General features: G+C 65.6%; 22 protein-coding genes and 1 pseudogene. 15 read left to right on the top strand and 8 right to left on the bottom strand.

Annotated elements, in window-relative coordinates; translation table 11 throughout:
- Nucleotide 1 precedes the first annotated feature (1 nt).
- Nucleotides 2-280, bottom strand: a complete 279-nt coding sequence (locus G406_RS48595) for a hypothetical protein (RefSeq protein ID WP_051342451.1) — start codon at nt 278-280, stop codon at nt 2-4.
- A gap of 631 nt (nt 281-911) precedes the next feature.
- Between G406_RS48595 and G406_RS0121155 the strand changes: the two genes are divergently transcribed.
- The 10 genes from G406_RS0121155 to G406_RS0121110 all read left to right on the top strand — a co-directional run bounded on the left by G406_RS0121155 (nt 912) and on the right by G406_RS0121110 (nt 11,320).
- On the top strand, nt 912-1,475 hold the full coding sequence (locus G406_RS0121155) for a hypothetical protein (RefSeq protein ID WP_028935348.1): 564 nt from the start codon (nt 912-914) through the stop codon (nt 1,473-1,475).
- Between the two features lie 18 nt (nt 1,476-1,493).
- On the top strand, nt 1,494-2,558 hold the full coding sequence (locus G406_RS0121150) for a hypothetical protein (RefSeq protein WP_156935047.1): 1,065 nt from the start codon (nt 1,494-1,496) through the stop codon (nt 2,556-2,558).
- Nucleotides 2,559-2,923: 365 nt separating this feature from the next.
- Complete coding sequence (locus G406_RS48590; protein ID WP_051342450.1) at nt 2,924-4,177, top strand: MinD/ParA family ATP-binding protein; 1,254 nt, start codon at nt 2,924-2,926, stop codon at nt 4,175-4,177.
- Between the two features lie 39 nt (nt 4,178-4,216).
- On the top strand, nt 4,217-4,624 hold the full coding sequence (locus G406_RS0121140; RefSeq protein ID WP_028935346.1) for a hypothetical protein: 408 nt from the start codon (nt 4,217-4,219) through the stop codon (nt 4,622-4,624).
- Between the two features lie 613 nt (nt 4,625-5,237).
- Nucleotides 5,238-7,616: a helicase HerA domain-containing protein gene (locus G406_RS55985; protein WP_169736757.1), complete on the top strand. Its 2,379-nt coding sequence runs from the start codon at nt 5,238-5,240 to the stop codon at nt 7,614-7,616.
- Nucleotide 7,617: 1 nt separating this feature from the next.
- Nucleotides 7,618-8,292: a hypothetical protein gene (locus tag G406_RS57115; RefSeq protein WP_169736756.1), complete on the top strand. Its 675-nt coding sequence runs from the start codon at nt 7,618-7,620 to the stop codon at nt 8,290-8,292.
- Nucleotides 8,273-8,728: a hypothetical protein gene (locus G406_RS0121125; protein ID WP_156935044.1), complete on the top strand. Its 456-nt coding sequence runs from the start codon at nt 8,273-8,275 to the stop codon at nt 8,726-8,728. The genes G406_RS57115 and G406_RS0121125 overlap by 20 nt, the downstream gene beginning before the upstream one ends.
- Nucleotides 8,725-9,438 carry a hypothetical protein gene (locus G406_RS54290; RefSeq protein WP_028935342.1) on the top strand — a complete coding sequence of 238 codons (714 nt, stop codon included), beginning with the start codon at nt 8,725-8,727 and terminating at the stop codon, nt 9,436-9,438. Before G406_RS0121125 ends, G406_RS54290 begins: the two co-directional genes overlap by 4 nt.
- A gap of 65 nt (nt 9,439-9,503) precedes the next feature.
- Complete coding sequence (locus tag G406_RS57110) at nt 9,504-10,721, top strand: hypothetical protein (RefSeq protein WP_156935043.1); 1,218 nt, start codon at nt 9,504-9,506, stop codon at nt 10,719-10,721.
- Between the two features lie 86 nt (nt 10,722-10,807).
- The gene (locus tag G406_RS0121110; RefSeq protein ID WP_028935341.1) at nt 10,808-11,320 is read left to right on the top strand and encodes a hypothetical protein; all 513 of its coding nucleotides are present in this window, start codon (nt 10,808-10,810) and stop codon (nt 11,318-11,320) included.
- 582 nt (nt 11,321-11,902) lie between these two features.
- Here G406_RS0121110 and G406_RS48575 read toward each other — a convergent pair.
- Together G406_RS48575 and G406_RS0121100 are read right to left on the bottom strand one after the other, a co-directional pair.
- A pseudogene (locus G406_RS48575) lies at nt 11,903-12,745 on the bottom strand (phosphoribosylaminoimidazolesuccinocarboxamide synthase); the annotation flags it as partial.
- On the bottom strand, nt 12,742-13,494 hold the full coding sequence (locus G406_RS0121100; RefSeq protein WP_028935340.1) for a GntR family transcriptional regulator: 753 nt from the start codon (nt 13,492-13,494) through the stop codon (nt 12,742-12,744). The gene G406_RS0121100 and the pseudogene G406_RS48575, both read right to left, overlap by 4 nt.
- A gap of 883 nt (nt 13,495-14,377) precedes the next feature.
- On the opposite strand from G406_RS0121100, the gene G406_RS0121095 reads away from it, so the two are divergent.
- Genes G406_RS0121095 through fxlM form a run of 3 tightly spaced genes read left to right on the top strand, consistent with a single transcriptional unit; the run spans nt 14,378 to nt 16,502 of the window.
- On the top strand, nt 14,378-14,668 hold the full coding sequence (locus G406_RS0121095; RefSeq protein WP_156935042.1) for a hypothetical protein: 291 nt from the start codon (nt 14,378-14,380) through the stop codon (nt 14,666-14,668).
- Nucleotides 14,655-15,170: a hypothetical protein gene (locus tag G406_RS0121090; RefSeq protein WP_156935041.1), complete on the top strand. Its 516-nt coding sequence runs from the start codon at nt 14,655-14,657 to the stop codon at nt 15,168-15,170. The genes G406_RS0121095 and G406_RS0121090 overlap by 14 nt, the downstream gene beginning before the upstream one ends.
- A 54-nt stretch (nt 15,171-15,224) precedes the next feature.
- Entirely contained in the window at nt 15,225-16,502 is a 1,278-nt protein-coding gene (gene fxlM, locus G406_RS48570) for a methyltransferase, FxLD system (protein WP_037077727.1), read from the top strand.
- Here fxlM and G406_RS59815 read toward each other — a convergent pair.
- The 3 genes from G406_RS59815 to G406_RS48565 all read right to left on the bottom strand — a co-directional run bounded on the left by G406_RS59815 (nt 16,429) and on the right by G406_RS48565 (nt 19,360).
- The gene (locus G406_RS59815) at nt 16,429-17,064 is read right to left on the bottom strand and encodes a transposase (RefSeq protein ID WP_169736755.1); all 636 of its coding nucleotides are present in this window, start codon (nt 17,062-17,064) and stop codon (nt 16,429-16,431) included. The genes fxlM and G406_RS59815 overlap by 74 nt on opposite strands.
- 1,055 nt (nt 17,065-18,119) lie before the next feature.
- Nucleotides 18,120-18,434, bottom strand: a complete 315-nt coding sequence (locus tag G406_RS0121075; protein ID WP_245607181.1) for a DUF4345 family protein — start codon at nt 18,432-18,434, stop codon at nt 18,120-18,122.
- 401 nt (nt 18,435-18,835) lie between these two features.
- Nucleotides 18,836-19,360 carry a RidA family protein gene (locus G406_RS48565; RefSeq protein WP_169736754.1) on the bottom strand — a complete coding sequence of 175 codons (525 nt, stop codon included), beginning with the start codon at nt 19,358-19,360 and terminating at the stop codon, nt 18,836-18,838.
- 86 nt (nt 19,361-19,446) lie between these two features.
- Here G406_RS48565 and G406_RS55970 point away from each other — a divergent pair, with 86 nt between their 5' ends.
- Nucleotides 19,447-20,268, top strand: coding sequence for a helix-turn-helix domain-containing protein (locus G406_RS55970; RefSeq protein WP_084216267.1), 822 nt, complete (start codon nt 19,447-19,449; stop codon nt 20,266-20,268).
- A 75-nt stretch (nt 20,269-20,343) separates the two neighbouring features.
- Here G406_RS55970 and G406_RS59425 read toward each other — a convergent pair whose 3' ends face one another.
- Nucleotides 20,344-20,835, bottom strand: coding sequence for a transposase (locus tag G406_RS59425; protein ID WP_281172502.1), 492 nt, complete (start codon nt 20,833-20,835; stop codon nt 20,344-20,346).
- Nucleotides 20,836-21,355: 520 nt separating this feature from the next.
- Complete coding sequence (locus tag G406_RS0121045) at nt 21,356-21,727, bottom strand: hypothetical protein (protein ID WP_028935332.1); 372 nt, start codon at nt 21,725-21,727, stop codon at nt 21,356-21,358.
- A 304-nt stretch (nt 21,728-22,031) separates the two neighbouring features.
- On the opposite strand from G406_RS0121045, the gene G406_RS58450 reads away from it, so the two are divergent.
- On the top strand, nt 22,032-22,215 hold a 184-nt coding region (locus G406_RS58450), incomplete at its 3' end, for an effector-associated constant component EACC1 (protein ID WP_425414609.1).

Here is a 22,215-nt window from a genome sequence, read left to right as displayed (position 1 = left end):
GTCAGCCGCCGATACCGACGAGAGACAACACGCCCTTGCCGACGCTCTGATACGCCGTCTGGTTAGCGCTAATCGCCAACCAGGCCAGACCGAGGAGGGATAGGGCGAGGATCGAGAGCACCTTCGAGGCGTTGCTTTTCAACGCGCTGCTCAACACCGCCAGGGTGATCACGGCCATCGCGACTCTGACCCAGCTGCCCGCGATCAGGTTGTAGAGCCCAGTCGGGTCGAGGACGCCGGCGGCCAGGTGCGAGGTCGTGTAGTGGGTGAGCTGGTACATCGGTGGTCTCTCCTTGCGGCGGCACTTCGGCGTCAGGTGTTCTGCGGAAGAGGTGTGCTCGCGCGAGAGAGAAGAGGTGCGAGGGTGCCGTCCGGGTCGGTGGTGAAGGGGGCACCACCGGGTGCGGACGGCACCCTCAGTCGCAACGTCGCTGACCCTCAGGAGAGGCGATCAAGGTCAGGCGTGCGACAGCTACAGCAACGCCACAGCAGTGACAGAGCGCTGGCAGGGCGTTGACAGGGTGTTCGCGCGAGATCGACTGGAACAAGGGGGCTGTCGTCGTCACCGGAGCCGCTCACACGCGAGCAGCGAGCCGCGTGTGGGTGTATCCGGTGAGGAGTGAAAACGACATGGTGACCAGCGAAAAACCTGCATACCGGCCGCATACCGATGAGGTATGTGCGACTACTCGAACCGGGTGTTCACCGCTAGCGTGTGTGGCCTCGCGTGAGCACTGGACGGGTGTCGGAGCGGTGACAGGAAGCTGGTGCGGGCCCCCTCCTTCCCTCTCCTGATGACGGGTGCCGGAGTATTTCCCCTTACCGGCACTTCAATGTACTACGGCAATGTATTGCCGTATCGGCTGTTGGTCAAGTAGTCTTCCCGGGGACCTTCGAAGGGAACTCCACCCATGGCAACGGACTTCACCAAGCGGCTCAACGAGCTGTCCACCATGCTGCAGACCGCGCCCGATGCTAAGGGGAACCGGCGGCCGTTCTCGGTCAGTGAGCTTCACGCCGAGACGATCCTTCTCACCGGTGGCGCCGACAGCCTCAGTGAACGGCGGCTGCGCCAGCTCAAAGAGGTGCACAACGATTTCGGCAACCCGACGGTGAAAGTGGTTCAGCTGCTCGCGCGCGCGTTCGAGTCACTGAGCCGCAAAGCCAACCCCGACGGTGGCAGCCCCAGTTTCGACACGATCATTCGCTACCTCAACACCCCCATCGGCATGCCCGCCACGCTCGACGAAGCCGACGCCGCGCAAGCCAGGACCGCCGAGGCCGCCGACACTGACATCGTCGCGGTCATGGGCCGCTACTGGGATTTCGATGACGAGGCCCGAGCGCGGGTCGTGGAATTCATGCGCGACGAAGAAGCCCGCGTCGAAAAACGCCGCGGCGGGCTGCTGCGCCTCGGGCGAGGCAGACAGGGCGCTGATCAGCCCGGCGACACCGGGTCGCCCCCGCAACGATGACCGGCAGGTGAGTGGCTGATGAGTATCCTGCGACGCTCTCGCCGCCCGGCCCCGCGCAACGGCCACCACCACGACCGCTACCCCACAGCAGCGTTCCCCTCGCCCTATCCCCGGGTCCCGCCACCGTCCACCCCAGGTGGCCCCAGCTGGGACGGCATCGCCTCAGCACACCGGCACGACCTGGACCCTGATCACTTCTCCGCTCCCCGACGCGCGGCCGGGCACACCGCGCCGGACCTTGGCCTCGGCACCGACATCTACCGGCCAGCCCGCCCGCCGCCAGCACCCCAGCCGCCAGCACCCCAGCCATCGGCGCCGCCATCATCGGCGCCGTCACTACCGGTGCCCTCACACTCGATGCCGCCGCCCGCCGCCCCCCTCGACACCGCTTCCCTGGATAGCGCGGCCGTCGACACCGCAGCGTGGCCGATCGGCGACGCCAGGCCGGCGGGTGCCGTCTCTGGTTTCGTGCACTACGAGCCAGACCCGTCCACCGTGCCGATCACTGCGCCGATCACAGCCTCGACAGCAGCTCAGACCCCGGAGCTGGTCGCCCGTCCAGCACCGACATCAGCATCACCGGCAGCGTCACGGCCGGTTGCCTGGTCGGGTGGGCGGCCGGTTGATGACTGGGAGGCCCGCTGTCTGGCCGGAGCGTTCGCGGCGGACCTGCTGTCCTGGGATGAAGACGAACCCGGCCTGTGGCGGATGGTCATCGCCCGCTACCTGCCCGGTATCGACCCCGCGGCGCTCGGGGTGTGGTCGGGCACCGGCCGCCAACGCGTCGAAGTCGTCCTACCTGGTCTGGTCCGGCGGGACGGGCCGACGCGGGTGCGGGTGGAGGTACGCGTGCGCATCACTGTCTACGTGTCCAACCCCCGGGCACCGCACGCCCCGACCGCGCCCGAGCAACCACCGCTGCCCGCGCACATGGTCGCCTCGAGCGCCCCGGCCCCGGCCGCGGCGGGCTGGCGCGGCTGCAGCGCCCGCTGGGCACGGCTGATGGTGCCCATCACCCGCAACCTCGCCGGCGAGCTGGTCATCAACCCGGCCCTGGCCCAAGGAAAGGAGCCCGCACCATGACCACCACCACGGGCCCGTCCGGGCTGTACGCAACCTGGGAAGAACCACTCGACCCAGGCCAACCCACCGGGCCGGAAGACCCTGCACCGGCCACACAGGACCCGACACCGCTGCAGGGCCCGACCTGGCCTGCGCCGCGCCCCGCTCCGAGCCCCGCTCTTGAGACCGATGGCGGTACAGACATCGGCGACGAATCCATCGGGGAAGACTCATCGAGAACGCCACCGCCCGAGGCCGAGCCTCAGTACCCAGCCGCTGCCACGTCGCCGCTCCCGACATCAGCTACCTCGGTCAACCACGCACTCCCTGATCTGCGCCGAGTCCCACAGACAGACCCAACAACGTCACCGGCACCAGAGCACCCAATGTCAGGGCCGAGTGCATCGAGCCGGTCCGACGAGGACAGCGACCCAAGCCCGTCGCCGCTGGGCACGCCGGCACCTCCGCACCGTGGGCCAGACGAGAACGCCCCCGACCCCGCCGACCCGGTTCGGAACGAGGAGCCCGAGAGCGACGGCACCGATGACGACACCGACCACGACACCGTTGGAGGCGTCGGTGAAGACGTTGGTGACGACAAAGGTGTCGGTACCACCTCGGAGGTGCTCGGTCAGCCGGCGAGCTCGGGTGAGCTCGCCGTGGCGCTCTCGCTGCGGCCTTTTCGGCCCACTCCCACGGGGTTGGCTGATTCCTCGGTGGTGCATGCCCGTCAGCTGCAGCAGCGCACCCGCCCCAGCACCGGGCTACGGGGCTGGGCGTATCGCGTCAGTGGCGGCCGGATCAACCTGGGCAAAACCACCGCCGAACTCGCACAGGCCGAGCTGCTGGAGCGGATCCGGCGACCGCTGAACACCGGCCTGGGTGCGCATCACATAGCGATCGCCTCGATCAAGGGCGGGGTCGGAAAAACCACCGTCGGGGCATGCCTGGGGCTGACCCTGGCCGAGGCACGCACCGACCGTGTGGCCAGTGTGGATGTCAACCTGCACGCCGGCACCCTGCACGACCGGTTGATCGGGGCGGAAACCCCGGCCGCGACGATCCAGCACCTGCTCGACAACCTGGGCGAGATTCACAGCATCAACGACATCGACCGCTACAACACTCTGGCGGGGCGCCTGGCGGTCTTCGCCGGTGACAACGACCCCGCGGCCGGTGAAGCGTTCGCCGGAGACGACTACGACGACCTCATCGGGGTCCTGGACCGCTTCTACAACATCATCCTGGCCGACTGCGGAACCGGCCTGGCCGAGCCGGCCATGCAGGCGACGCTGAGCCACACCGACTCACTCGTGGTGGTCAGCACCCCCACCCTGGACGCGGCCAGCCGCGCCGCCTACACCCTGGAATGGCTGGCCCACATCGGCTACGGCGATTTGGTCGACACCGCGATCGTCGTGTTCTCCCACGACCACACCAGCACCGAAGTCGACACCCCGGCGCTACGGGCCCACCTGGCCGGTCATTGCGCGCACGTCGTGGACATCCCGTTCGACGATCACCTCAGCGCCGGCGGCTACATCGACCTCGGGTTGGCCGAGGCACGCACCCGTCAGGCCTACCTGCACCTGGCCGCTCTGGTCACCGACATTCTGAACCGACAACTCCTCCGCCGGTAACTCCTCTGCCGAGAAACTCCTCACGACAGGAACGAGCACATGACCCCGAACAAGGCAGCCCATGACGCAACCGTGCCCGCAACCGAGGCGACCCTCGCCTCACGCCGCGCCCGCCTCGTAGCGGTTGCTCTGCTCGTCGGCGCGATGACGGTCGGGGTCTCAGGCTGCGCACAGGAGGGCTCGCAGTACCTGGGCCGCTGGGAGCACCGCGGAACCATGTTCAACGGCGACAACAGCTCAGCGCTGGACATCACCCGCGACGGAGAAACCTGGCTGGTCACCGTCTACGACCCGCCCACCTCGACCGAGCCGGCCAAGCGCATGGCCGCGGACTACGTCGACGGACACCTCACCGTGGCCGGACCACCAGCGGCCACGATCACCTACCTGGAAAGCGAAGACGCCATCCTCGCCGGAGCGGCAACCTTCACCCGAGTCGCCAACTAGGCCCACCACCAGGCACCCAGCGGGACGACCGACCACAACAGGGCGGGCCGTCCCGCGTATTCGACGTGCGCTCCTATCGCCGACAGACTGACGGTCGGCACAAAATTGCCGCACGATAGTGGCGCAACTTGCTTGCGGCATTGTTATGCTCCTGATGGTCCGGCACGATATTGCCGCATCGGAAGGAGGGTCAGGTGGGTGCACATCTAGGTACGCGAGGTTGCGTGATCCGCCGGGGACACCGTTGTGGTTCGGGCGGTTCCATCTGGCTCCACCAGCGGCGGCTTGAAGTGGCCCCACCTGACCGACGCGAGCCGGACGCCGAACCAGGCCCTGATCAGGAGCCTCCCGCCGTCCTGGCTGTCTTTGACCCCCCAATCGGTGGAGCCAAGTCTGGCCGCCCAAGTGGGGCCACTCCAGACCGCCAGAGCCACCCTTGCGTGCGGGCTCGTCTCGCCGCGGTCCGCCCCGCGGCCGCTGTCTTCTCGCTGAGCCTGCTCCCGCAACCATGTGTTGGCGAGCGTGCGGTGGGGTGCCCGCGATGACCGCTAGCTCCGCGGGCTCGGGTGCGTTGCTACGGATGCCCGGTGGGGCCGCACTGACGATGCCGGACGTGGCCGCGAAGCTCGCGGTGAACCCCGTCGTGGCGGGCGCGGTGTCGCTGACTCGTCCGGTGGTGCGCACGGCGGTACGGGCGGTGACCACACCGGCGCCGGCGGTGGGGCGGGTGGCCACCCGCTGGTTCACCGGTCGACCCCTGACCGGGCGAGCACGCACCGACGCCACCTTCTGGCGGCGGGGGCAGAAACTGCTGCGCCAGATCGAGGGAGAAACCGGGGCCTGGTCATTTCGCTGCGGAGCCGAACGGGCCTCGCTGCGCTTTTGCCTCGCGTCGGTGGCGTGGTCGAACCTGTATTCGTTCGCACCGGCGGAAACAATGCTGTTCACCTACGGCGGCGCGACCGCCGCGGTCGCGGCCGCTGTATGGGGTGTGTGTGAGTTCCAGCGAACCAAGGACCATCGACGCAAGTACCTGATCCCCTTGCACGCGGCACTGAAGGAAGTCGCCCGCACCACCGCGATACGGCCAGAAGAGTGGCTGCACATTCCCGCCGACTTCAAACAACAGCCCGGGGTCGAGCTCCGCGTCGATCTGCCCGCACAGTTCACCGGCAGCGACGGCTCATCAGCGAAGATTAAATCAATCGTCATCGCCAAACTCGGATTAGCCTCCGACACCGTCGCCCAGTTCCACGCGGCGGGCAACAAACCGTATGTGGTCTTTCGCGAACCGCTGAAACTCCCCAACATAGTGACCCTCGATGACCTGATGCCGCTGCTGGAGAAATCACTCGACACCGAACCGATTATTGGATTTGCCGCGCGAAACGCTCCGGTCTCGGTGGATCTGAAGTCTGAGTCGCCGCATGTGCTGATCTCCGGCAGCACCGGCTCCGGAAAATCTGTATTGCTGCGGGCGATTCTCGCGCAAGGCCTCTCCAAAGGCGGCTACGGCATCATCTTCGATGTCAAGAAGTTCAGCCACCTGTGGGCGAAGAACCTACCGAACGTCGAATACCATGGCACGGCCGAGTCCATTCACTACAGACTCCTCGAATTGCGCGACGTAGTAGACAAACGCCTGAAGCTCGTCGAAGACGGCGCCGACGAAGACGGAAACACCGACCACATCGACGTCGGGCACCGTATCTTCCTGCTCGCCGAAGAAATGAACGCCACCATCGGGCGCCTGCAGGACTACTGGAAAGACATCAAGGACAAATCGGACCCGCCGCTGTCTCCGGCGATCAGGGCACTGCAAGACCTGCTGTTCATGGGCCGCGCCATCAAAATCCACGTTCTGGCTGTCGCGCAGATGGCATCGGCCCGCTCAATGGGCGGCGGCGAGGCCCGGGAGAACTACACCACCCGCTGCCTGGCCCGCTACACCAACAACGCCTGGCGGATGCTGGCCCCCGAAGTATGGCCACCACCGAAGAAAATCCGCCACGAAGGCCGCTGGCAGATCGTCACAGCCGGCGTCGCCACCGAAACCCAGGTCGCCTACCTCACCGCCCGAGAAGCCCGCCGCCTCGCCCTGACCGCCCAACTCGCCCCGACTAACGATGCACCCCCGGCTGCACCCCCGGCTGCACCCCCGGCTGCACCCCCTCAGGCAGCGCCGACCCACACTCCAGCCGCAGGGGTCGAGACACCGTCCGCGCCCGTACCCGCGACCCCCGCCGCGCCCCTACTCGACGTGTCTGGACTCAACGACGGATCGTCACAGTGGGTAGCGAAAGACGATTTGATCACCTTAATGGGTGACCTTCGACAATCCGGAACACGAATGGGTGACCTTCGACAAAAAGGGGTCGATTTCCCTAGCGAGTGGGCTCCACCGACACCCTCCACCCCCATGGTTAGGCCAAATGGGGGACCTTCGACAGCTGCTCCAAATGGTGTACCTTCGACAACCCCGAATGGGGGACCTTCGACAACCCGGAACACGTCGACAACCCGAAACACCTCGACAACCCGGGATGGGGCGGCGACCTGGCAGCCGCGCCCGCCCGTGACGCCGTCCTCCCGGCTGTATTCGGTCAGGCCGCTGGCCGGGACGCATGCGAGTCCGACGTCGGGTGGGAGGCGTGGCGAGCCGGCTGCCCTGCCGAGAGGGCAGTCGGCGAGCCGGTCGGCTATCGGCGGATGCCAGACCCGCAGTGAGGTGGCCGGCGAGGTGGCCGGTGAGGTGATCGAGGGTCAGCGGCTCGTGGGTCTGCGTCAGGCGATCGTCGAAGCGATCCATGGCGGATACGCCCCGGCCGGATTGTCGATCCACAAACTACGCAAATACCGGGAACGTGACCCGGCGACCTTCCCGAACGAAGTCAACTCGGGTCCCCGGCGTACTTATGGCGGAAAGGAAAAGCTTTATGACGCTGAACAACTCGCGCGCTACATCCGCAACGTCGACAAGAAAGCTCCCTGACATGACTAGCGAAGCCGTTGCCGCCGGAACGAATGCCTCTGATTGCGTCGAACGCGACACCGCGCGGCTAGCTGCAGTAAGCGGGCTGATCGGCGAGCGGAACCCGCCCACTGGAACGGGAGCAGACCTGATTGCGGGACCAGGCCGGCGGGCACCTAACGATCCCACCGTCCGCTCGATCAGAACTCAGGTGCGGGGTAAGAGCTCGGGTAAAGATCTGATCCTGCGGACCATTCTCTTTTCCACTCTGTCTCGTGGCGGTCGAGCCGTGGTGTTCGACGTCGGAGAGTGCAACACCTGGATGGCATCCGTCGAACCGCGTGACTCCGTTGATTTCTATACCTGCGTGGCCGAGATTCACGCTCGGCTGCTTCGGCTGCGCGATGAGATCATCGAGCGCACCCGGCGCAGGGAATCACACATCGAGCAATACGGAACATCCACAGCGGCTGACGCGGGCGATCAACTGGTTATTTTTATCGACTCCTCCGTCGCCACCCGAAACCTACTCAACAGCTACTGGGCGACCGTCAGAGATAGTGACGACCCGTTTCGGTCGCCGGCGGTGGAGATGTTCGAATCGCTGGATTTCGTGGGACCCGGTGTCAATGTCCACGTTCTGCGAGGTCATGCCTCCCGCGCGGAAAGGAGTCGAGATGACCAGCGTCCTGCCTGAGCGCCTCGACCACACGAGGATCTCGCCCATGCGGGTGGTTCGACTGCCGGGCGATGGTGAGTTCACACGAATCGAAACGATCCATGTGTGCCTGCTCGCGCTGGCCGAGGAAATGCGCACGCGCTACCGCTGCCGGGGGTACGAGGCAGATGCCCACTCCTCGGAGACGAATAGCCCGGTGGAATGCGAAATAGGTGTGGTGATGGTGATCGAGGATGTGCCTGAGTTGTGTCGGCGACTGGAACGACTCTGGCAACAGGTCAGCACGGCATTGAACCAGCCGGGCTCCCCGGCGGTGACCGCACTCGCCCAGCTGCACAACCACGGTCCAGAAGTCGGCCTGCACATCCACACACCAGCGCCACGGACACCACGGCGCCGAGCGCCGGCTCTGGTGCTGGAGCGCCGGCTGCCGTGGGGGAGGACCGTCAGATGAGCGCGACCGTCGAGTCTGGGCCGGCGCCGTTTCAGCGGGCGCGTGTCGTGCTGTTCGGGCCGGTCTGCCCGCCGACGATCTTCACCTACCAACTCGACACCGCCGAGGTCGAGCGACGGGAACGTCAACAGATGGCGCCGTTGCTGGCGCGCGATGTGCTGGAGGTCCTGCACAAGCTGCCTCTCGGCGAGGCTGTTCCGCGCTCGCGTCTGACCGACATCGACAAGCGGGCCCTCAAACGCGCCCCGGCAGGGGCGGTGGTGCGGGAGGGGCGGTGGGTCACACGCCTGGCCGCGCCGCCACTGCGGGTCAGGTTCGCCCTCGTCGAGGCGCGAGACGTCGGTGCCGGTCTGGTCGAGGTGAACCGGTACGCGCGGTTCTGCCCTCGGGGACTACTGCTGCCCGGTGAGCCCACAGACCCGGTGGCGCGGGCCGAGCTGCACGTGCAGGCCACCTACTGGGGCTTCGGGGCGTACGTGCCCGGCAAGCGCCCGGGGCAGCTGCGCACGCTGGTGGACCACCGGGGATACCGGGCGCCGCATCGCGGCGCCGGGCACTGGCAGCTGTGCGAGTACGTATTCGCCCACGCCCACCCCGACAACAACCCACTGCCCCACGGCCTCGCAGGCGGTACCGGGGGCACCACACCGGGGAGCGTCACCCCACCTGGCAGCACCTTCATACCGGGGGAGGGCGACCGATACAGATGAGCTCATCACGCACGAGTGCACAGCACACCGAGCAGCAGCCGATCCCCACGATCGCCGGCACTTATGTGGCCAAGGACGAGTCGTGGCTGCGTCACGCCTGGACCGGGATACCGAACGAGCTGATCCGCAACACCGAGATCAGCTGGGACGCCATCGGCGCGTTCGCCTGGCTGGCCTCCCACCAGGAGATGAAGTTCCGGTTCAACGCCCAAACCCTCGCCGATGCCGGTCCACGCGGGCGCAACCACGCCCATGAGGTCATCCGCGAGCTCGAGCGCTGGGGGTGGCTGACCCGTCACCGACTGCGCAACCCAGCCACCGGCTACACCGACATCCAGGTCTATCGGCTCTACCCGCGACCGGTACCGGTCGCGGAACGGACCTTCACCCCACCCAGAACGCCCGCACCAAAAACCGCCCCAGCCAGCGCGGCACCACGCCAGACGGCACCACCCAAGACCGCATCGTGCGCGACCTCGACCGCCCCGAGACCAGGGTTCGTTACCAACCATCCGGGAACGAACCCCGGCCCCGAGCCGGATACTCAAAACCCCAGGTCAGAGTTCGTTCCCGACCGTCCGGGAACGGACCAGTCACTTCCCGACCAGTCATTTACCGACCATCCGGGAAAACTAAGAGAAAAGAAGACCAAGGAAGAAGAACAGGGGGGGACGCGAGGAGCGGAAGCTCACGTGCCTGAACGCCCGCCGGCCGCCCCCGCCCCCACCCCCGCTTCACCGATCGACTTGACCGACCCGGCAAACAGCCTGTGCCCTGAGCACCGGGCCGCGCTCGGTGATGACCCGGGCGCGGCCCGGCCGCCCTGCCCACGCTGCGGACGGGTTCGCCGAGCCGCCGAAGCCGCGCACGCCCGCCACCAGCAAGCCACAACCCGACAACAGTCCGACGAGGCGCGCCAGGACGCCGACCGGGCCCGCGACTGCCGATGGCACGACAAGGCCGGATGGGTCCTGGACCCAGACGGCGGCGTGTTGCAACCGGCCGTGCGTTGCGATCACCGGCGGGCACCGGAGGTGGTCAAAGCCGCTCTCACGACACCGCGCGGTCCGGCCTGCTACGCCAGCGAACAGACGCGCCTGCGCGCCCGCCAACTCGCCGGGCTCAGCACCGACCGGACCGCTGCAGTGAACCGACGGCCCCAGCGTCGGGGTGCGATCGTTGCGCCCACTCCCGCTTGCGGTCCGCCGGCCCGTGGCTCGTCTGAGCGGGGCGGCCAGCATCACCGCGGCGAGCCGGATGACGCCGCCGCGCCGTGCGGCTGAGTCCGCGGCGCGGCTGCTGGTGGGGTTCGGGTTGGCTACAGCGGGAAGGCTGCTTTCTGATGGCTCGGGGATATCCCGGCTGGGACATGGACGACGACACCGAGCGGCGGATCGACCAAGAGGTCCGAGGCCAGGTGTATGAGGGTGTGCCGCCAGGCACCGACAGCGCCGCCGCCGAAGCACAGATCGGCCGCGAGGAACTCACCGCCCGCCTCGCCGGCACCACGGACAGGACCTCGCGGGCCTGGAAGAGCGCCCGCGACACCCTGACCCGCTACCGCTCCGGCCGCCGCCGAGTCGGGCCGAAGAACGCCGCCCGCATCCGCGCCGCCACCGAAGCGGTCCGCTGTGACCGGATTAGGGCATCCCGCGTGGTGAACATGACGGTCACCGCCAACTGGCAGACCTCACGCACCGCGTGGATCGGCAAAGCCGTCGCGGACCTGACCGGTGAAGACCTCACCGAATTCCTCGCGGCCGTCGAATCCGGCGACACGGTCGGCGCGGTGCAGATCCTCTCCGATGCCTACGGCCTGGACCCCGAGTTCGTCCAAGGCATCAACGAACTAGGCGAAATCGACATCCAATGGGAACAATGATCCCGAACGCATCATCGACCGAGGTCATCGCCGCGCGGGACATCACGTGCACATAACTGAGGCCGCTCATCGCGGCTTCCATGAGCCGGGGGACAATTGACCGATGACAACCTCGTCCCTGCGCAGTATGAAGGCCCGTCTCCGCGCGATTGACGCGCGCTTCGAAGTATCCCACGCCGAGAAGCTTTACCAGCTCCTGCGAGAGTCGACCGAATCCAAGATTGAACGAGGAGCTATTCTCGCGCATCTCGGTCTACCACGGGCCACCGCTGGGCAGTTTGACGAGGGACTCCGACTGGCGGCTCGCGTGCATGCATCGTGTCCATCGGCGATGCCGGAGCCGTATCAATTGCTTTCCATGCGTGCGTTATACCGTTCGTGCCCATCAAGGTCGAGCGCGGCTTCAGGGGTGAGTGTTGGGGTGATGCACAGAGCGGAGAGCAGCTGCTTGGATGCTCGTTCGCGTTCCGTGGTCTTGGTTGCGGTCAGTGTGGAGTAGATGCCTTTTTCTTTGAGCAGTGCTACGACGTCGTCGACCAATTGGTGCAGGTTGTAGCTTGGCCAGGGGGATGGTTCGTCGTCTCGTGGCCAGGTGAGCCCCGTGATGCGCTGGTATACGTCGATGTAGCGCTCTCTGGTGGAGCGGACGATGTCGTCTGGCATGGTTGGTCCTGGTTCGGTTTTGTCCCAGCCTGTCGTCAAGCTCCAGTCGCGGACGTACTGCTTGTCGTAGGCGCGCTGACCGCCCGTTCTGCCTGGTTTCCATTCGTCCGCGCGCCAGAATCTTGACGAATCGGATGTCAGGACCTCATCGCCGAGTGTCAGAACACCGTCCGCGTCCCAACCGAACTCGACCTTGGTGTCGGCGATGATGATCCCGTTGCGCGCAGCGCGTTCTGCGCCGCGTGAATAAATTTCTAGCGTGAGATCGCGGAGTTGTGCAGCGGTCTCACGCCCGACCTGCATCTCAACGTCGTCGAAGGTGATGAATTCGTCGTGCCCGGTGTCGCTGAACTTGGTGGTAGGAGTGAAGATCGGTTCGGGTAGTTTGCTTCCCTCGACGAGGCCGGGTGGCAGTGCGACGCCGGACACGGTGCCGTCTCGTTGGTATTCGCGCAAGCCGAGACCGGTCAGATAGCCCCGAGCGATGCATTCGACCGGAATCATTCTGAGTGGCTTACACCTGACCGCTCGCCCGGCGAATTCGGCCGGCACGTCACTCATTGAGATGACATGGTTAGGGACCACGTCGGCGAGTTCTTCGAACCACCAAGCGGATAGTGCTGTGAGCAGCTTGCCCTTCTCTGGAACAGGGGTTGGTAGGCCGACGTCGTATACTGACACCCGATCCGTAGCAACGAGCAGGAGGTCTCCTCCCGGTAGCTCGTAAAGATCCCGGACCTTGCCGCTATGAACCTTCTTCACTTCGCCTCGCTCCTGATGGTGTACTCGTAAAATGCCCAGCGGTCTTGCGGTGAGACAGCCTCGCCGTATTCGATAACGCGCCCTTGACTATCGACCCATCGGTTTTGGTTGAGCAGTACTGGTGAACCGGGATCGATGCGGAGTTCAGCGGCGTCGTCAGCTGAGGCAGCTCCGGCGGCCAGCTGGTCGTAGCCCGCCGCGACTGCGCGCCCGGTCTGGGTTTCGATATAGCCTGAGGTGCCCTGCTTGATCCGCTCGGAGAGCAGCAAGTCTGGGCAGCTACTTGCCAGGGCGCCGTCGAACCAGCTGATGGAGGTCGACAGGGGTGTGTCATTGCCGTCGTAGGTCGTCCGCTGTCGGCGGATGACTGGCGAACCTGACTCCACGCCCAGGGCGACCGCGACGTCGTCAGGCGCGATTGCCAACTCCGCGGAACGAATCAGAGCGTAGTGGCCGGGTGGATAAACTTTGCCAGTTCGATGTACGGCGAGGCTGCGATCCCGCGCTGAGTGGTAGAGCGAATCGAAGGCGACGACGGTGCCGACGCCCGCTATGCCGCGTACGAGACCTTCCGTGCGCAGAGTCGTCAGAGCTTTGGCCGCGGTTGCTAGCGCGACATTCCATTCGGCGGCGATCTGCCGCGCCGAAGGAACGACGTCTCCTTCCGTGAGGCGGCCCGACCGGATCTCTTCGCGGATGTGCCGCACGACCTGCAGATACGGCGGTTCGGCACGTTCGATGCTCGGCAAGTCACTCCTCCTTCCCGCTACCGTCTGCGTTCTAGCACGGTAGCGGATGCTACCGGTGCTGCGCACGCATGGTGACTTGAGTGTGCTAGGACGCACTACTTGACAGCGTTCTAGTACACTATTAGCTTTGGGTTGTCGCTGACGAACCTGACGCCGGCGCACTCAGGCAGGAAGGGGGAACAAATCATGCTGCTTGTAGGGGCTCACCCGCGCGCTCGAGGCACGACCTCAGGCCATGGATCTCGTCAGTGCGGCGTTTGCATGGCCGCGCCAGAGGAGGGCCGCGTAGGCGTAACGCCTCCCGTCGGGAACACAGTCCCCTTTTGTTTGGCTACCAGCAGGCCTGAACAGTGAGGCGGCGAGTCGTTGTTGGAGCCCGGCGCAACTCCGGCGCCGCGAAGTACAGCTGGATCCGCCCGCAGTACACGACGCTCGAGCGCCAGTGCCGCTGCACCGCGTTGGAGCAGGCACACGGTCATTCTTATCGATGCGGGCGCGGACCACTGTCGAGCGCCTACTGGCCGACGACCGAGCCCACCCGCCAGGCGGCAGGGGCAGCGAGCGGGCGGCGATGAACACGAAGTGGAGGCTTTGTCTGGGGCCGTACTCGCACTGGGTCGAGGGGGAGCTGGAGGACGGTTCTTGTCTGCCTGGCCGGGAGTACCGGTCGGATTGTGGTGAGCGGGTCATTGTCATCGGGTTCGGTGGGTCTGATCCGGTCTGTCCGCAGTGTCGCCGGTTGCATCCGGGCGGTGTGCTGCCGAAACGTGTTCCGGGGGCTGCGTTGAGCCGCCTGCGCAGGTCGTTGGCTCATGGTTGGTGACTTCGTGAGCGCCACCGTCGTCCGGCCGTGTCGCTCGGAGTCGAGCCGATGATGTTGCACGTGATCCTGATCGATCAGGACGCCTCGGTGAGGTATGACCTCGGGGCCGTGTCGACCGACGACCCGGAGCTGGATACGGCGGCGAATCAGGGTCGTGCCGCCGCTCTGCTGCGCAAGCACGATCTGCCGACGCATCCGGACCGGGCGTTGCTGATCGTGCGCCTTGACAACGGTCCGGTTGCTCGGATCTGGCGACCTCGGCGGCTGCTGACTGGACAACAGAACGCATCGAGCCACACCGGCTCTGTTCCACGCCGAGCCGGAAGAGGGAAGGGAAATGATCAACACTAGCCGAGTACGTCGTCGCGCGCTTCGGTTTCATCACACCTACCCGATCATGCTGGCCGGGCTGGCGGCCGTCACCCTCGTGCTACGCCTGCTTGATCTTGATCGTGGTCTTTTCTTCTACGCCTTCGCGGTGATCGCGTTCGCGTGGATGCTCGCCCGTTGGATCGCCGATCGGTGGCACAGCGAGGGGTTCTGCCAGATCTGCTTCGACCAGCTTCCTCTGGACGGCCCGGCTGAAGCCAGTCGATGTAGCCACTGGCTGACCGCTCACCACAGTGTCAGGTTCCGAATCGCGATCTTTGTGTCCTTGGTGGCACTGGACATCTGGACGCGGGCCACGGACATCGTGGCGATCTGTGGCGTGCTCGCTTATGTGGGTGATCTCCGGTTGGAAGCCGTGCACTGGCGCTTGCGGCCGTGGTGCCCACACTGCGCCGACGACGACGAAAACGGCCGAGAGCCGGACGTCGCGCCGTCGACCCCAGTCGGCACGAGGACTTCCTGATCTCTGCTCCATCCCGTCAACCGCACCGATGACGATCTTGAGAGAGGTTCCGTGGTGAGTACACCCCAGGAAGCCGGCAGGCTTGCGCCCGACGCTGAGGTTGAGTTGTTGCGTGAGGCCATGGTCGCTGAGCTGCGCGCGCTGGATGGAATCCGGTCCGAGCCTGTCGCGGCGGCGTTTCGAGCGGTGCGTCGGCATCTGTTCGTACCGGACTCTCCGGTCGAGCTTGCTTACGCGGCGAACACCTCGTTGTGGCCCAAACGAGATCTGAGTGGCGCGCTGACCTCGACTGTTTCAGCGGCACATATCCAGGCGGTGCAACTGGAACAGGCAGCTCTCGAACCGGGGATGCGGGTGCTGGAGATCGGCTCTGGCGGCTACAACGCCGCGTTGCTGGCGGAGCTGGTCGGCGCCGGCGGGCAGGTGACCACGGTCGACATCGATCCCGAGATCGTAGACCGCGCCCGCGCATGTCTGGACGCCGCTGGTTATGGGCGGGTGCGCACGGTGCTCGCCGATGGTGACGCCGCCGTGCCAGGACGGGGGCCTTATGACCGAATCGTCGTGACCGCCCGTTCATGGGACATCCCGCCGGCGTGGGTGGCGCAACTGGCACCCGATGGCCGGATCGTCGTACCGCTGCGGCTGCGAGGCCTGACCCGCACAGTCGCGCTCCACCGCGCGAACACGCCGGGACCGCTGCTCAGCGGCGATGACGTGCGACTGTGCAGCTTCGTACCGATGCAGGGCGCCGGCACGCACGACGAGCATGTCGCCGAGATTCCCTTCACCTCCCGGGCAGACGGCGGCGAGGGACAGCTGTACCTGCGCACAGACTCACTGGCACCTGGCGCACTAGCCGACGCGGCCAGGGGGATAGCGACGGCTACCGGTCAGGAGCCGGTGACGGTCTGGACCGGAGTTGAGTTCGACCATGTCGATGACCTTGACCTATGGCTGAGCCTGCGCCTGGAACAGTTCGGTCTGCTCACCGGGGACCGCGAGATCGGCGATGTTCACCAGCCGACGGCTCTGACGTGCAAGGGGGCACCCTCTCTCGTGTCCAACGGCGGTTTCGCCTACCGCACCAAGCGCCCAGTGCCGGGCACCGAGGGATTCGAAACCGGGGTCCTGGCGTGGGGCCCCGACGCCGATGCGCTCGCCGAGCAGTACGCCGACGTCGTGCGCGACTGGGGCCGCTACCGCGCCGCGGGCGGGACGGGACCGCGCCTGGACATACACCCCGCCGCCACGCCGATCACGCCGACTGAACAGCAACGACTCGTCGACAAGCTTCACACTCGAATCGTCGTGACCTGGCCACACACCTGATCCACCTCAAGCCCTCCCGGGATCGTCCGGTCTCGGGTGAACCTAACGAAGGAGAGAGTCCCACAGTGAACAGCACGACCTTGCCCACCCACGCGACGTCCGACCCCGACACCGGGGGCGCCGCTGGGCGTGTTGATCTTTCCTGTTTCTGGCGAGGCGTGCGGAACAGTGGGCGGGTGAGCCTGCGTCGGTTGATCTCGGATCTGGGCGATCGGCTGTGTGGTGTCATGCACCAGACCGACCCTATGTGAGACACCTTGTCTAACAAGGAATGGCTCTCAGTCGGCGGATGATGGGTTATAACGGCCATCCGGCGGTTGTCTCGACGCAGCTGCGCTAGTTCCTCGCGTTCGCTGCTGGTCAAACCGCCGTCAACGCGGCTTCCCTCGTCGCGTTCGGCCTGCTTGACCCACTCCCGCACTGCGGTCTCGGTCAGGTCGAAGTCCTTGGCCAACTGCCCGACCGTGCGGTCACCACGACCACCGCACTCGACGATGTCGGCCTTGAACTCGGCGGTGAACGAACGGCGCGGCCGCGGCTTCTTCCTCGCCAAGGGCTCCATGATGGGCATCCTCTCCGGGCCGAAGCCACAGATCGTGGATGTCCGTCACGGCGGGTCCACCCCCGTTGCTCGGCGATGGCTCGGAGCTCGGCGGCGGCGTAGACGAGGCCCGGCCCTCGGTCGGGGTGCTCGATAGGGATCGTGGCTATGAAATCCAGGCGTTGGATGTATGGCGAACCAGGCTGGCGAGCTGGGTGATCTCGTTGCTCATGGTCAGTTCTCCTCGTGGGGTGCCAGGGCGAGGCATGGGGCGGGTCAGTCGGGGGCAGCGGGTGTTGTCTGGTTGGTCTGTGTGGTGATGGCGGCGAGGGCGCTGCCGGCGTGGCCGGTCAGGTGTAGGAGGTCCGCGATCATGGCGCCGGCGATGGTGGTGACGGGGGTTGCGGTGTCTTCGAGCAGGCGCTCGGCGTAGACGCGGAGTTTGGCGGGGTGGCGCTCGCGACGCAGCGACTGCCAGCGACTCGGACCAGGTTCCGGCGCGCGACGTGGTCTGTGTGCTCGACATCTCTACGCACAAGACGGGTACCTCGTTCACCAAGCCGGTCGACCCGATCCTCGGCCAGGCCCTCGACACCTGGCAGGCGCGCCGCCCGTCTCAACCACCGCTTGTGGATCGCCGCACCGGTGAGCGGGTCAAGCTGCTGTTCGCCGTCCGCGCCCGGCGGGTCTCCTCGTCCTACATCAACAACACCATCATCTCGATGCTGTGTCGCAAGGCCGGCGTCCCGGCCGCCGACGTTCGCGGGAACATCACCAGCTACCGCGCCGGATCCACGATCGCTAGCCAGCTCTACAACGTCAAGGAACCGATGACCCTGTTCGAGCTGCAAGCCTGGCTCGGGCACCGATCACCACAATCCACCCAGTACTACGCGAAAATCAGCCCCATCACGCTGACCCGGGCCTACACCGACGCCGGGTACTTCGCGCGCAACGGCCGACAATCGACCGAGTGGGGTGACGATAGTGGAAACTGGAGGGCCAACTACCGCTCAGGATTCCGGCCGCCCGTCGAACATCATCGGTCCGCGGACACGAATGAACTACCGCTCGTATCATTTCGGCGTCAACGCGGCCGTGATGAGTACGCTAGCGCCGACGATTTCGAGCCAGAAATAGAGCCATACTGGATAGAAACTGCTAGTCGGTTCGAACACACGTGCCACGAGCCGCCCGGACGCCATTCCGGCCAAAGCCGCCGCTACAGCGAAAACCGCGCCCGGGCGAAGCTCTCCAACATTGATCGCGGCTAACGCTAGCAGCCCCGCGATGGCCAAGCCGAAGCCGCCATATACTGCCCGCACCTCGTTGCGCCCCTCTGGGCCACGCATCTCAAAGAATAGAGCGAGAGCCTTTGTCGGCGCGCACATCGTATAGAGGCCCATAGTCATAAAGGCCAGCGCCATCAACAGAACCAGCATGGTGTACATGCTGCCAGAATTTCTGATCCGTGCCGGGCAGGCAACACCTTGCGGGTAATCGCCGCCCTCGTGGGAGGTGTCGTGCATACCTGGGCGCGGTTGCGGTCAGGTATGCACCGCGCGAGGATCCCTAGGGCGGCATCCCTTGACCGGTCGAGGCCACGCGGTGCGCCGTTCATGGGACTTGTCGGGATTTGCTGTCGCTGTCGGAAAGTAGACGGGATTGGGCTCCGAGTCATCACGCACTGACAGTACGAATTTAGTCCCACCGCGCGCCGCATCGAGCAATCGTCCTTGCCGTCACTGTGCGGCGTATTCGGAATAGCTTATCTCGGTGTTAGGGGATTCAGTCACGAGTCTGAGCTATCGCCGATATTCCAGACTGGGTTCCCGCTGTCTACCTCGACGAGTAGCTCGATCTCGAGGGCGATGTTGGCGGGAAGTGAGTTCACTCCGACCGCGAGTCGGGCATGCTTGCCAGCGTCTCCGAAGAGCTCGATGAAAACGTCGGAGGCCCCGTCGATCACCTGGGTGTGGCTGAGGAAGTCGGGGGTGGCGTTGACGACGCCCCGCAACGAGAGAATTCGCCGTACCCGGTCAAGCCCGCCGAGGACCTCGCGAATCGTGCTCAGGGCACTGAGACCAGCCAGCCGTGCCGCTTCCCGACCAGCCGCCACACTGAGGTCCGCGCCGAGCTTTCCGAAGACGACCTGATCGTGGGTGTCGACGGGGACATGCCCACCGAGAACCAGCAGCTCTCCCGCCTGTACCGCGTTGACGTAGCTACCCACCGGCGCGAACGGGTTCGGTAAGTCGAGACCAAGCGCGGTCAGACGCCGCTCCACGGGACTGCCACTGTCGATGTCTTTGCTCACCCAGCGTATCCTTGCAGCGCCCCGGTCAGTGGCAATTCCCCGCAAGTAATGGCCGTCATACTGCGTGAGGCGCTACAACTTCTAACATGCACAGCACCAGCTTCGATGGCGCGCTGCGAGAGATTCGGACCCGCCGGAAACTAAGCCAACTTGAGCTTGCGCTGCGCGCCCACACCAGCCAACGACACGTCAGCTTCTTGGAACAAGGCCGCTCGAGCCCTGGCCGAGAGATCGTGATGCGACTCGGCGAGGCACTCGAGCTTTCCCTACGCGAATGCAATGAACTGTTGCTCGCGGCCGGCTACGCACCAGCTTATCCACAGACCGACCTGCGCGATAAGGAACTGGAACCCGTCGTCGACGCACTGCACGACATCCTGCGCGGGCACCTACCGTTCCCCGCCCTGGTAATCAACCGACGCGGTGACCTGATCGCGGCCAACGCCGCGATCGACATATTCACCGACCAAGTACCACCTCGACTCCTGACACCACCGGCCAACCTCTACCGATTCACCCTGCACCCCGACGGGCTCGCGCCCCGGATCCGCAACCTCGCCGCGTGGCGTCGACGTATCATCGATCGGCTCCACCTGGAATCACGCAGCAATCCAGACCCCGCACTAGACAAGCTTCTCGCCGAGCTTCACAGCTACATCACCTCCTTAAACGCTAGCCCAGTACCAGATGATCTCGGCTTCGCTGTTCCCCTGCTCCTGGACACCACGCACGGAGAACTCCAGCTGATCACTACCATCGCTACCTTCAGCCACGCCTGCGACATCACTCTCGCCGACCTCAAACTCGAAGCGTTTCTGCCAGCTAGTAGCACCAGCGCCACTATCCTCACCCACCTCGACTCACGTCGAGGTACACGCAACACCGTGTCGTACCCCAGCGCGACATAGCGACCCGGCACTCCCCGCGGGACTGTCTCGTGATCGGCGGGCCTGTAACAAGATCGGTGTTTTCGGCGGTTGTGGTTAGTACTTCTCTGCGCCCGGCCAGCGGTCACCGAACGTGTTGGAGAACGCGTTCAGGGCCGGTTTCCATCGCATCGTCCAGCGTGTCTGTCCCTTGCCGGTCGGGTCGAGCGACCGGGTGACCAGGTAGAGACACTTGAGCGCGGCTTGCTCGGTGGGGAAGTGACCTCGTGCCCGCACAGCCCTACGATACCGCGCATTTAACGACTCGGTCGCGTTCGTCGTGGCATGTGATTTTGCCCCCGTTTCACGGACTCGCGGGTGAGGAGCACTGGGTGCCTGCCGCTGGTGATCCCGGCGAGGGCTCGCGGCACGGGGGAAGCTCAGGACATACGCGCTGCGGCGGTGCGAATCCTGAGCGTGAAGCGAGGCTGCTGTCTCGTACCTAGTTGGGGAGGTCTCGGACGGGCGATGGCCTCCACTCCTCGGGTCGAGGGACGGCCCGGCGACGGTTGTGCACAGCGCCCCATTTTCCTGGACCGGTGCGATCACTTGGCTCGGCAGCCGTCTCCTGCGCCGCACACGTGGGGACTTGGCTTGTCATCGAGCGTCTTCATGGCGATAGGTGTCGGTATTCGAACCGGAGTGGCATGCCCCGCGTCGCCTTGTCGAGAAGGCTTGTTGTCACGTGTGCCGTTCGACGCGATCCACTCGACCTTCGTGGGCTCCTTAGGGGAGTATCGGGGTCAAGCTGGTCGACGGCCATGCAGGCGAGCGGGTTTAGATTTAGCAATGAAGGGTGCTCGACAGCCGCGCTGGGCGCGGGCCGGGTGTGGAGACCGCCGCGTCGGTGTGACCCCGAGAAATACCTGGGGGCGAAGCGGCGGTCTTCACGCGTTCGACAACGCCTACGACCAGTGGACGCCCTCGAACCCCACTGGCAGCCTATGAGCGCGACGAGACAGCCAGTATCAAGTACAATGAGGCAGACGAAGGTCGGTGACTGCCCTGTGCGGCTGTTCGGTGCCGAGGCTGAGACCGTGCTCTGCTCGGATGAGTCCGTCACGGGCGCTCATGTTCTGGTCCTCGGCGGACTGGTGCCGGTGGCCTGGCCATCGAAGGCGGCCGCGACGAGCTGTCCGTCTTCGCCGAGCGCGTTTACACCGCCTTGACCGGCACGCGGGCCGCCGCGGCTCCGTCGGAGGATGTGACGACGCAGCTGTCCGGCGCGACTGTCCACCTGGTTCTCCGGGTCTGGGGTGAAGACGAGCCACCCGTCGGCGTCGTAGTGGCGCCGCGTGTCGGTTCCGGGGTGGCGTCTGAGCGCCTTGAGCGCTTCCGGGTCCTGGTGGGGATGTCGCCGTCGTTGACGAACGGCAGGTAGGTTCAGGTTGAGCCGGTCGGTGCGGATGCCGTTCGCTACGGGGTGCTCGGTGAGCGCCATGGGGTAAGTCCCGCTCGTCGGCTGCTGCCGGCTCCAGGCGGGGCGTACCCTGCGTGCCCAAGGGTATCCGACTCCACCGGCCTTGTTCCGAAATACCGCAAAGAGCGGGCAGCTCATCGAGCACTACGTCGCAGCTGGCGGCCCCGTCGCCGCGGCCAGCCGAGGCGGGGCTCTGCGCGTTCCTATTCCCCTATAGTACCGGTCACCTGCAGAAATTCTGGTCTCCGGCATGAGTCGGAGCCCCTTCCAGGGTTGGGAGTAGGCCGAGTTGGAGTCGTGGCTTGTACTCGATGGTGTCGACGCGGTGGCCGAACAGGCGTCTTTGGGGGCTTGGCTGCGCCGACAAGACGAACTGGTCGGTAGAATCCGGCCGATTCCGCGTCCGCCGGCACCAGAAGACATGGGTTCGTTGTTCGATGTGCTTGCTGTAGCGGTCGGGACAGGAGGCACACTAACTGTGCTGGCGCACTCACTTGAAGTATGGCTAC

This window comes from Actinospineispora spinosispora DSM 44797, from assembly GCF_000429025.1.
GTDB lineage: Bacteria > Actinomycetota > Actinomycetes > Mycobacteriales > Pseudonocardiaceae > Pseudonocardia > Pseudonocardia spinosispora.
The sequence above is the reverse complement of the archived record's forward strand: the minus strand, read 5'-3'. Positions and strand labels throughout refer to the sequence as shown.

Bases quoted from the DNA above. Each gene is read 5' to 3' on its own strand.
- G406_RS48595 (WP_051342451.1), bottom strand. From the start codon at position 280: ATGTACCAGCTCACCCACTACACGACCTCGCACCTGGCCGCCGGCGTC.
- G406_RS0121155 (WP_028935348.1), top strand. From the start codon at position 912: ATGGCAACGGACTTCACCAAGCGGCTCAACGAGCTGTCCACCATGCTG.
- G406_RS0121150 (WP_156935047.1), top strand. From the start codon at position 1,494: ATGAGTATCCTGCGACGCTCTCGCCGCCCGGCCCCGCGCAACGGCCAC.
- G406_RS48590 (WP_051342450.1), top strand. From the start codon at position 2,924: ATGTCAGGGCCGAGTGCATCGAGCCGGTCCGACGAGGACAGCGACCCA.
- G406_RS0121140 (WP_028935346.1), top strand. From the start codon at position 4,217: ATGACCCCGAACAAGGCAGCCCATGACGCAACCGTGCCCGCAACCGAG.
- G406_RS57115 (WP_169736756.1), top strand. From the start codon at position 7,618: ATGACTAGCGAAGCCGTTGCCGCCGGAACGAATGCCTCTGATTGCGTC.
- G406_RS0121125 (WP_156935044.1), top strand. From the start codon at position 8,273: ATGACCAGCGTCCTGCCTGAGCGCCTCGACCACACGAGGATCTCGCCC.
- G406_RS54290 (WP_028935342.1), top strand. From the start codon at position 8,725: ATGAGCGCGACCGTCGAGTCTGGGCCGGCGCCGTTTCAGCGGGCGCGT.
- G406_RS0121110 (WP_028935341.1), top strand. From the start codon at position 10,808: ATGGACGACGACACCGAGCGGCGGATCGACCAAGAGGTCCGAGGCCAG.
- G406_RS0121090 (WP_156935041.1), top strand. From the start codon at position 14,655: ATGATCAACACTAGCCGAGTACGTCGTCGCGCGCTTCGGTTTCATCAC.
- G406_RS59815 (WP_169736755.1), bottom strand. From the start codon at position 17,064: ATGGAGCCCTTGGCGAGGAAGAAGCCGCGGCCGCGCCGTTCGTTCACC.
- G406_RS0121075 (WP_245607181.1), bottom strand. From the start codon at position 18,434: ATGTGCGCGCCGACAAAGGCTCTCGCTCTATTCTTTGAGATGCGTGGC.
- G406_RS55970 (WP_084216267.1), top strand. From the start codon at position 19,447: ATGCACAGCACCAGCTTCGATGGCGCGCTGCGAGAGATTCGGACCCGC.
- G406_RS0121045 (WP_028935332.1), bottom strand. From the start codon at position 21,727: ATGGCGCTCACCGAGCACCCCGTAGCGAACGGCATCCGCACCGACCGG.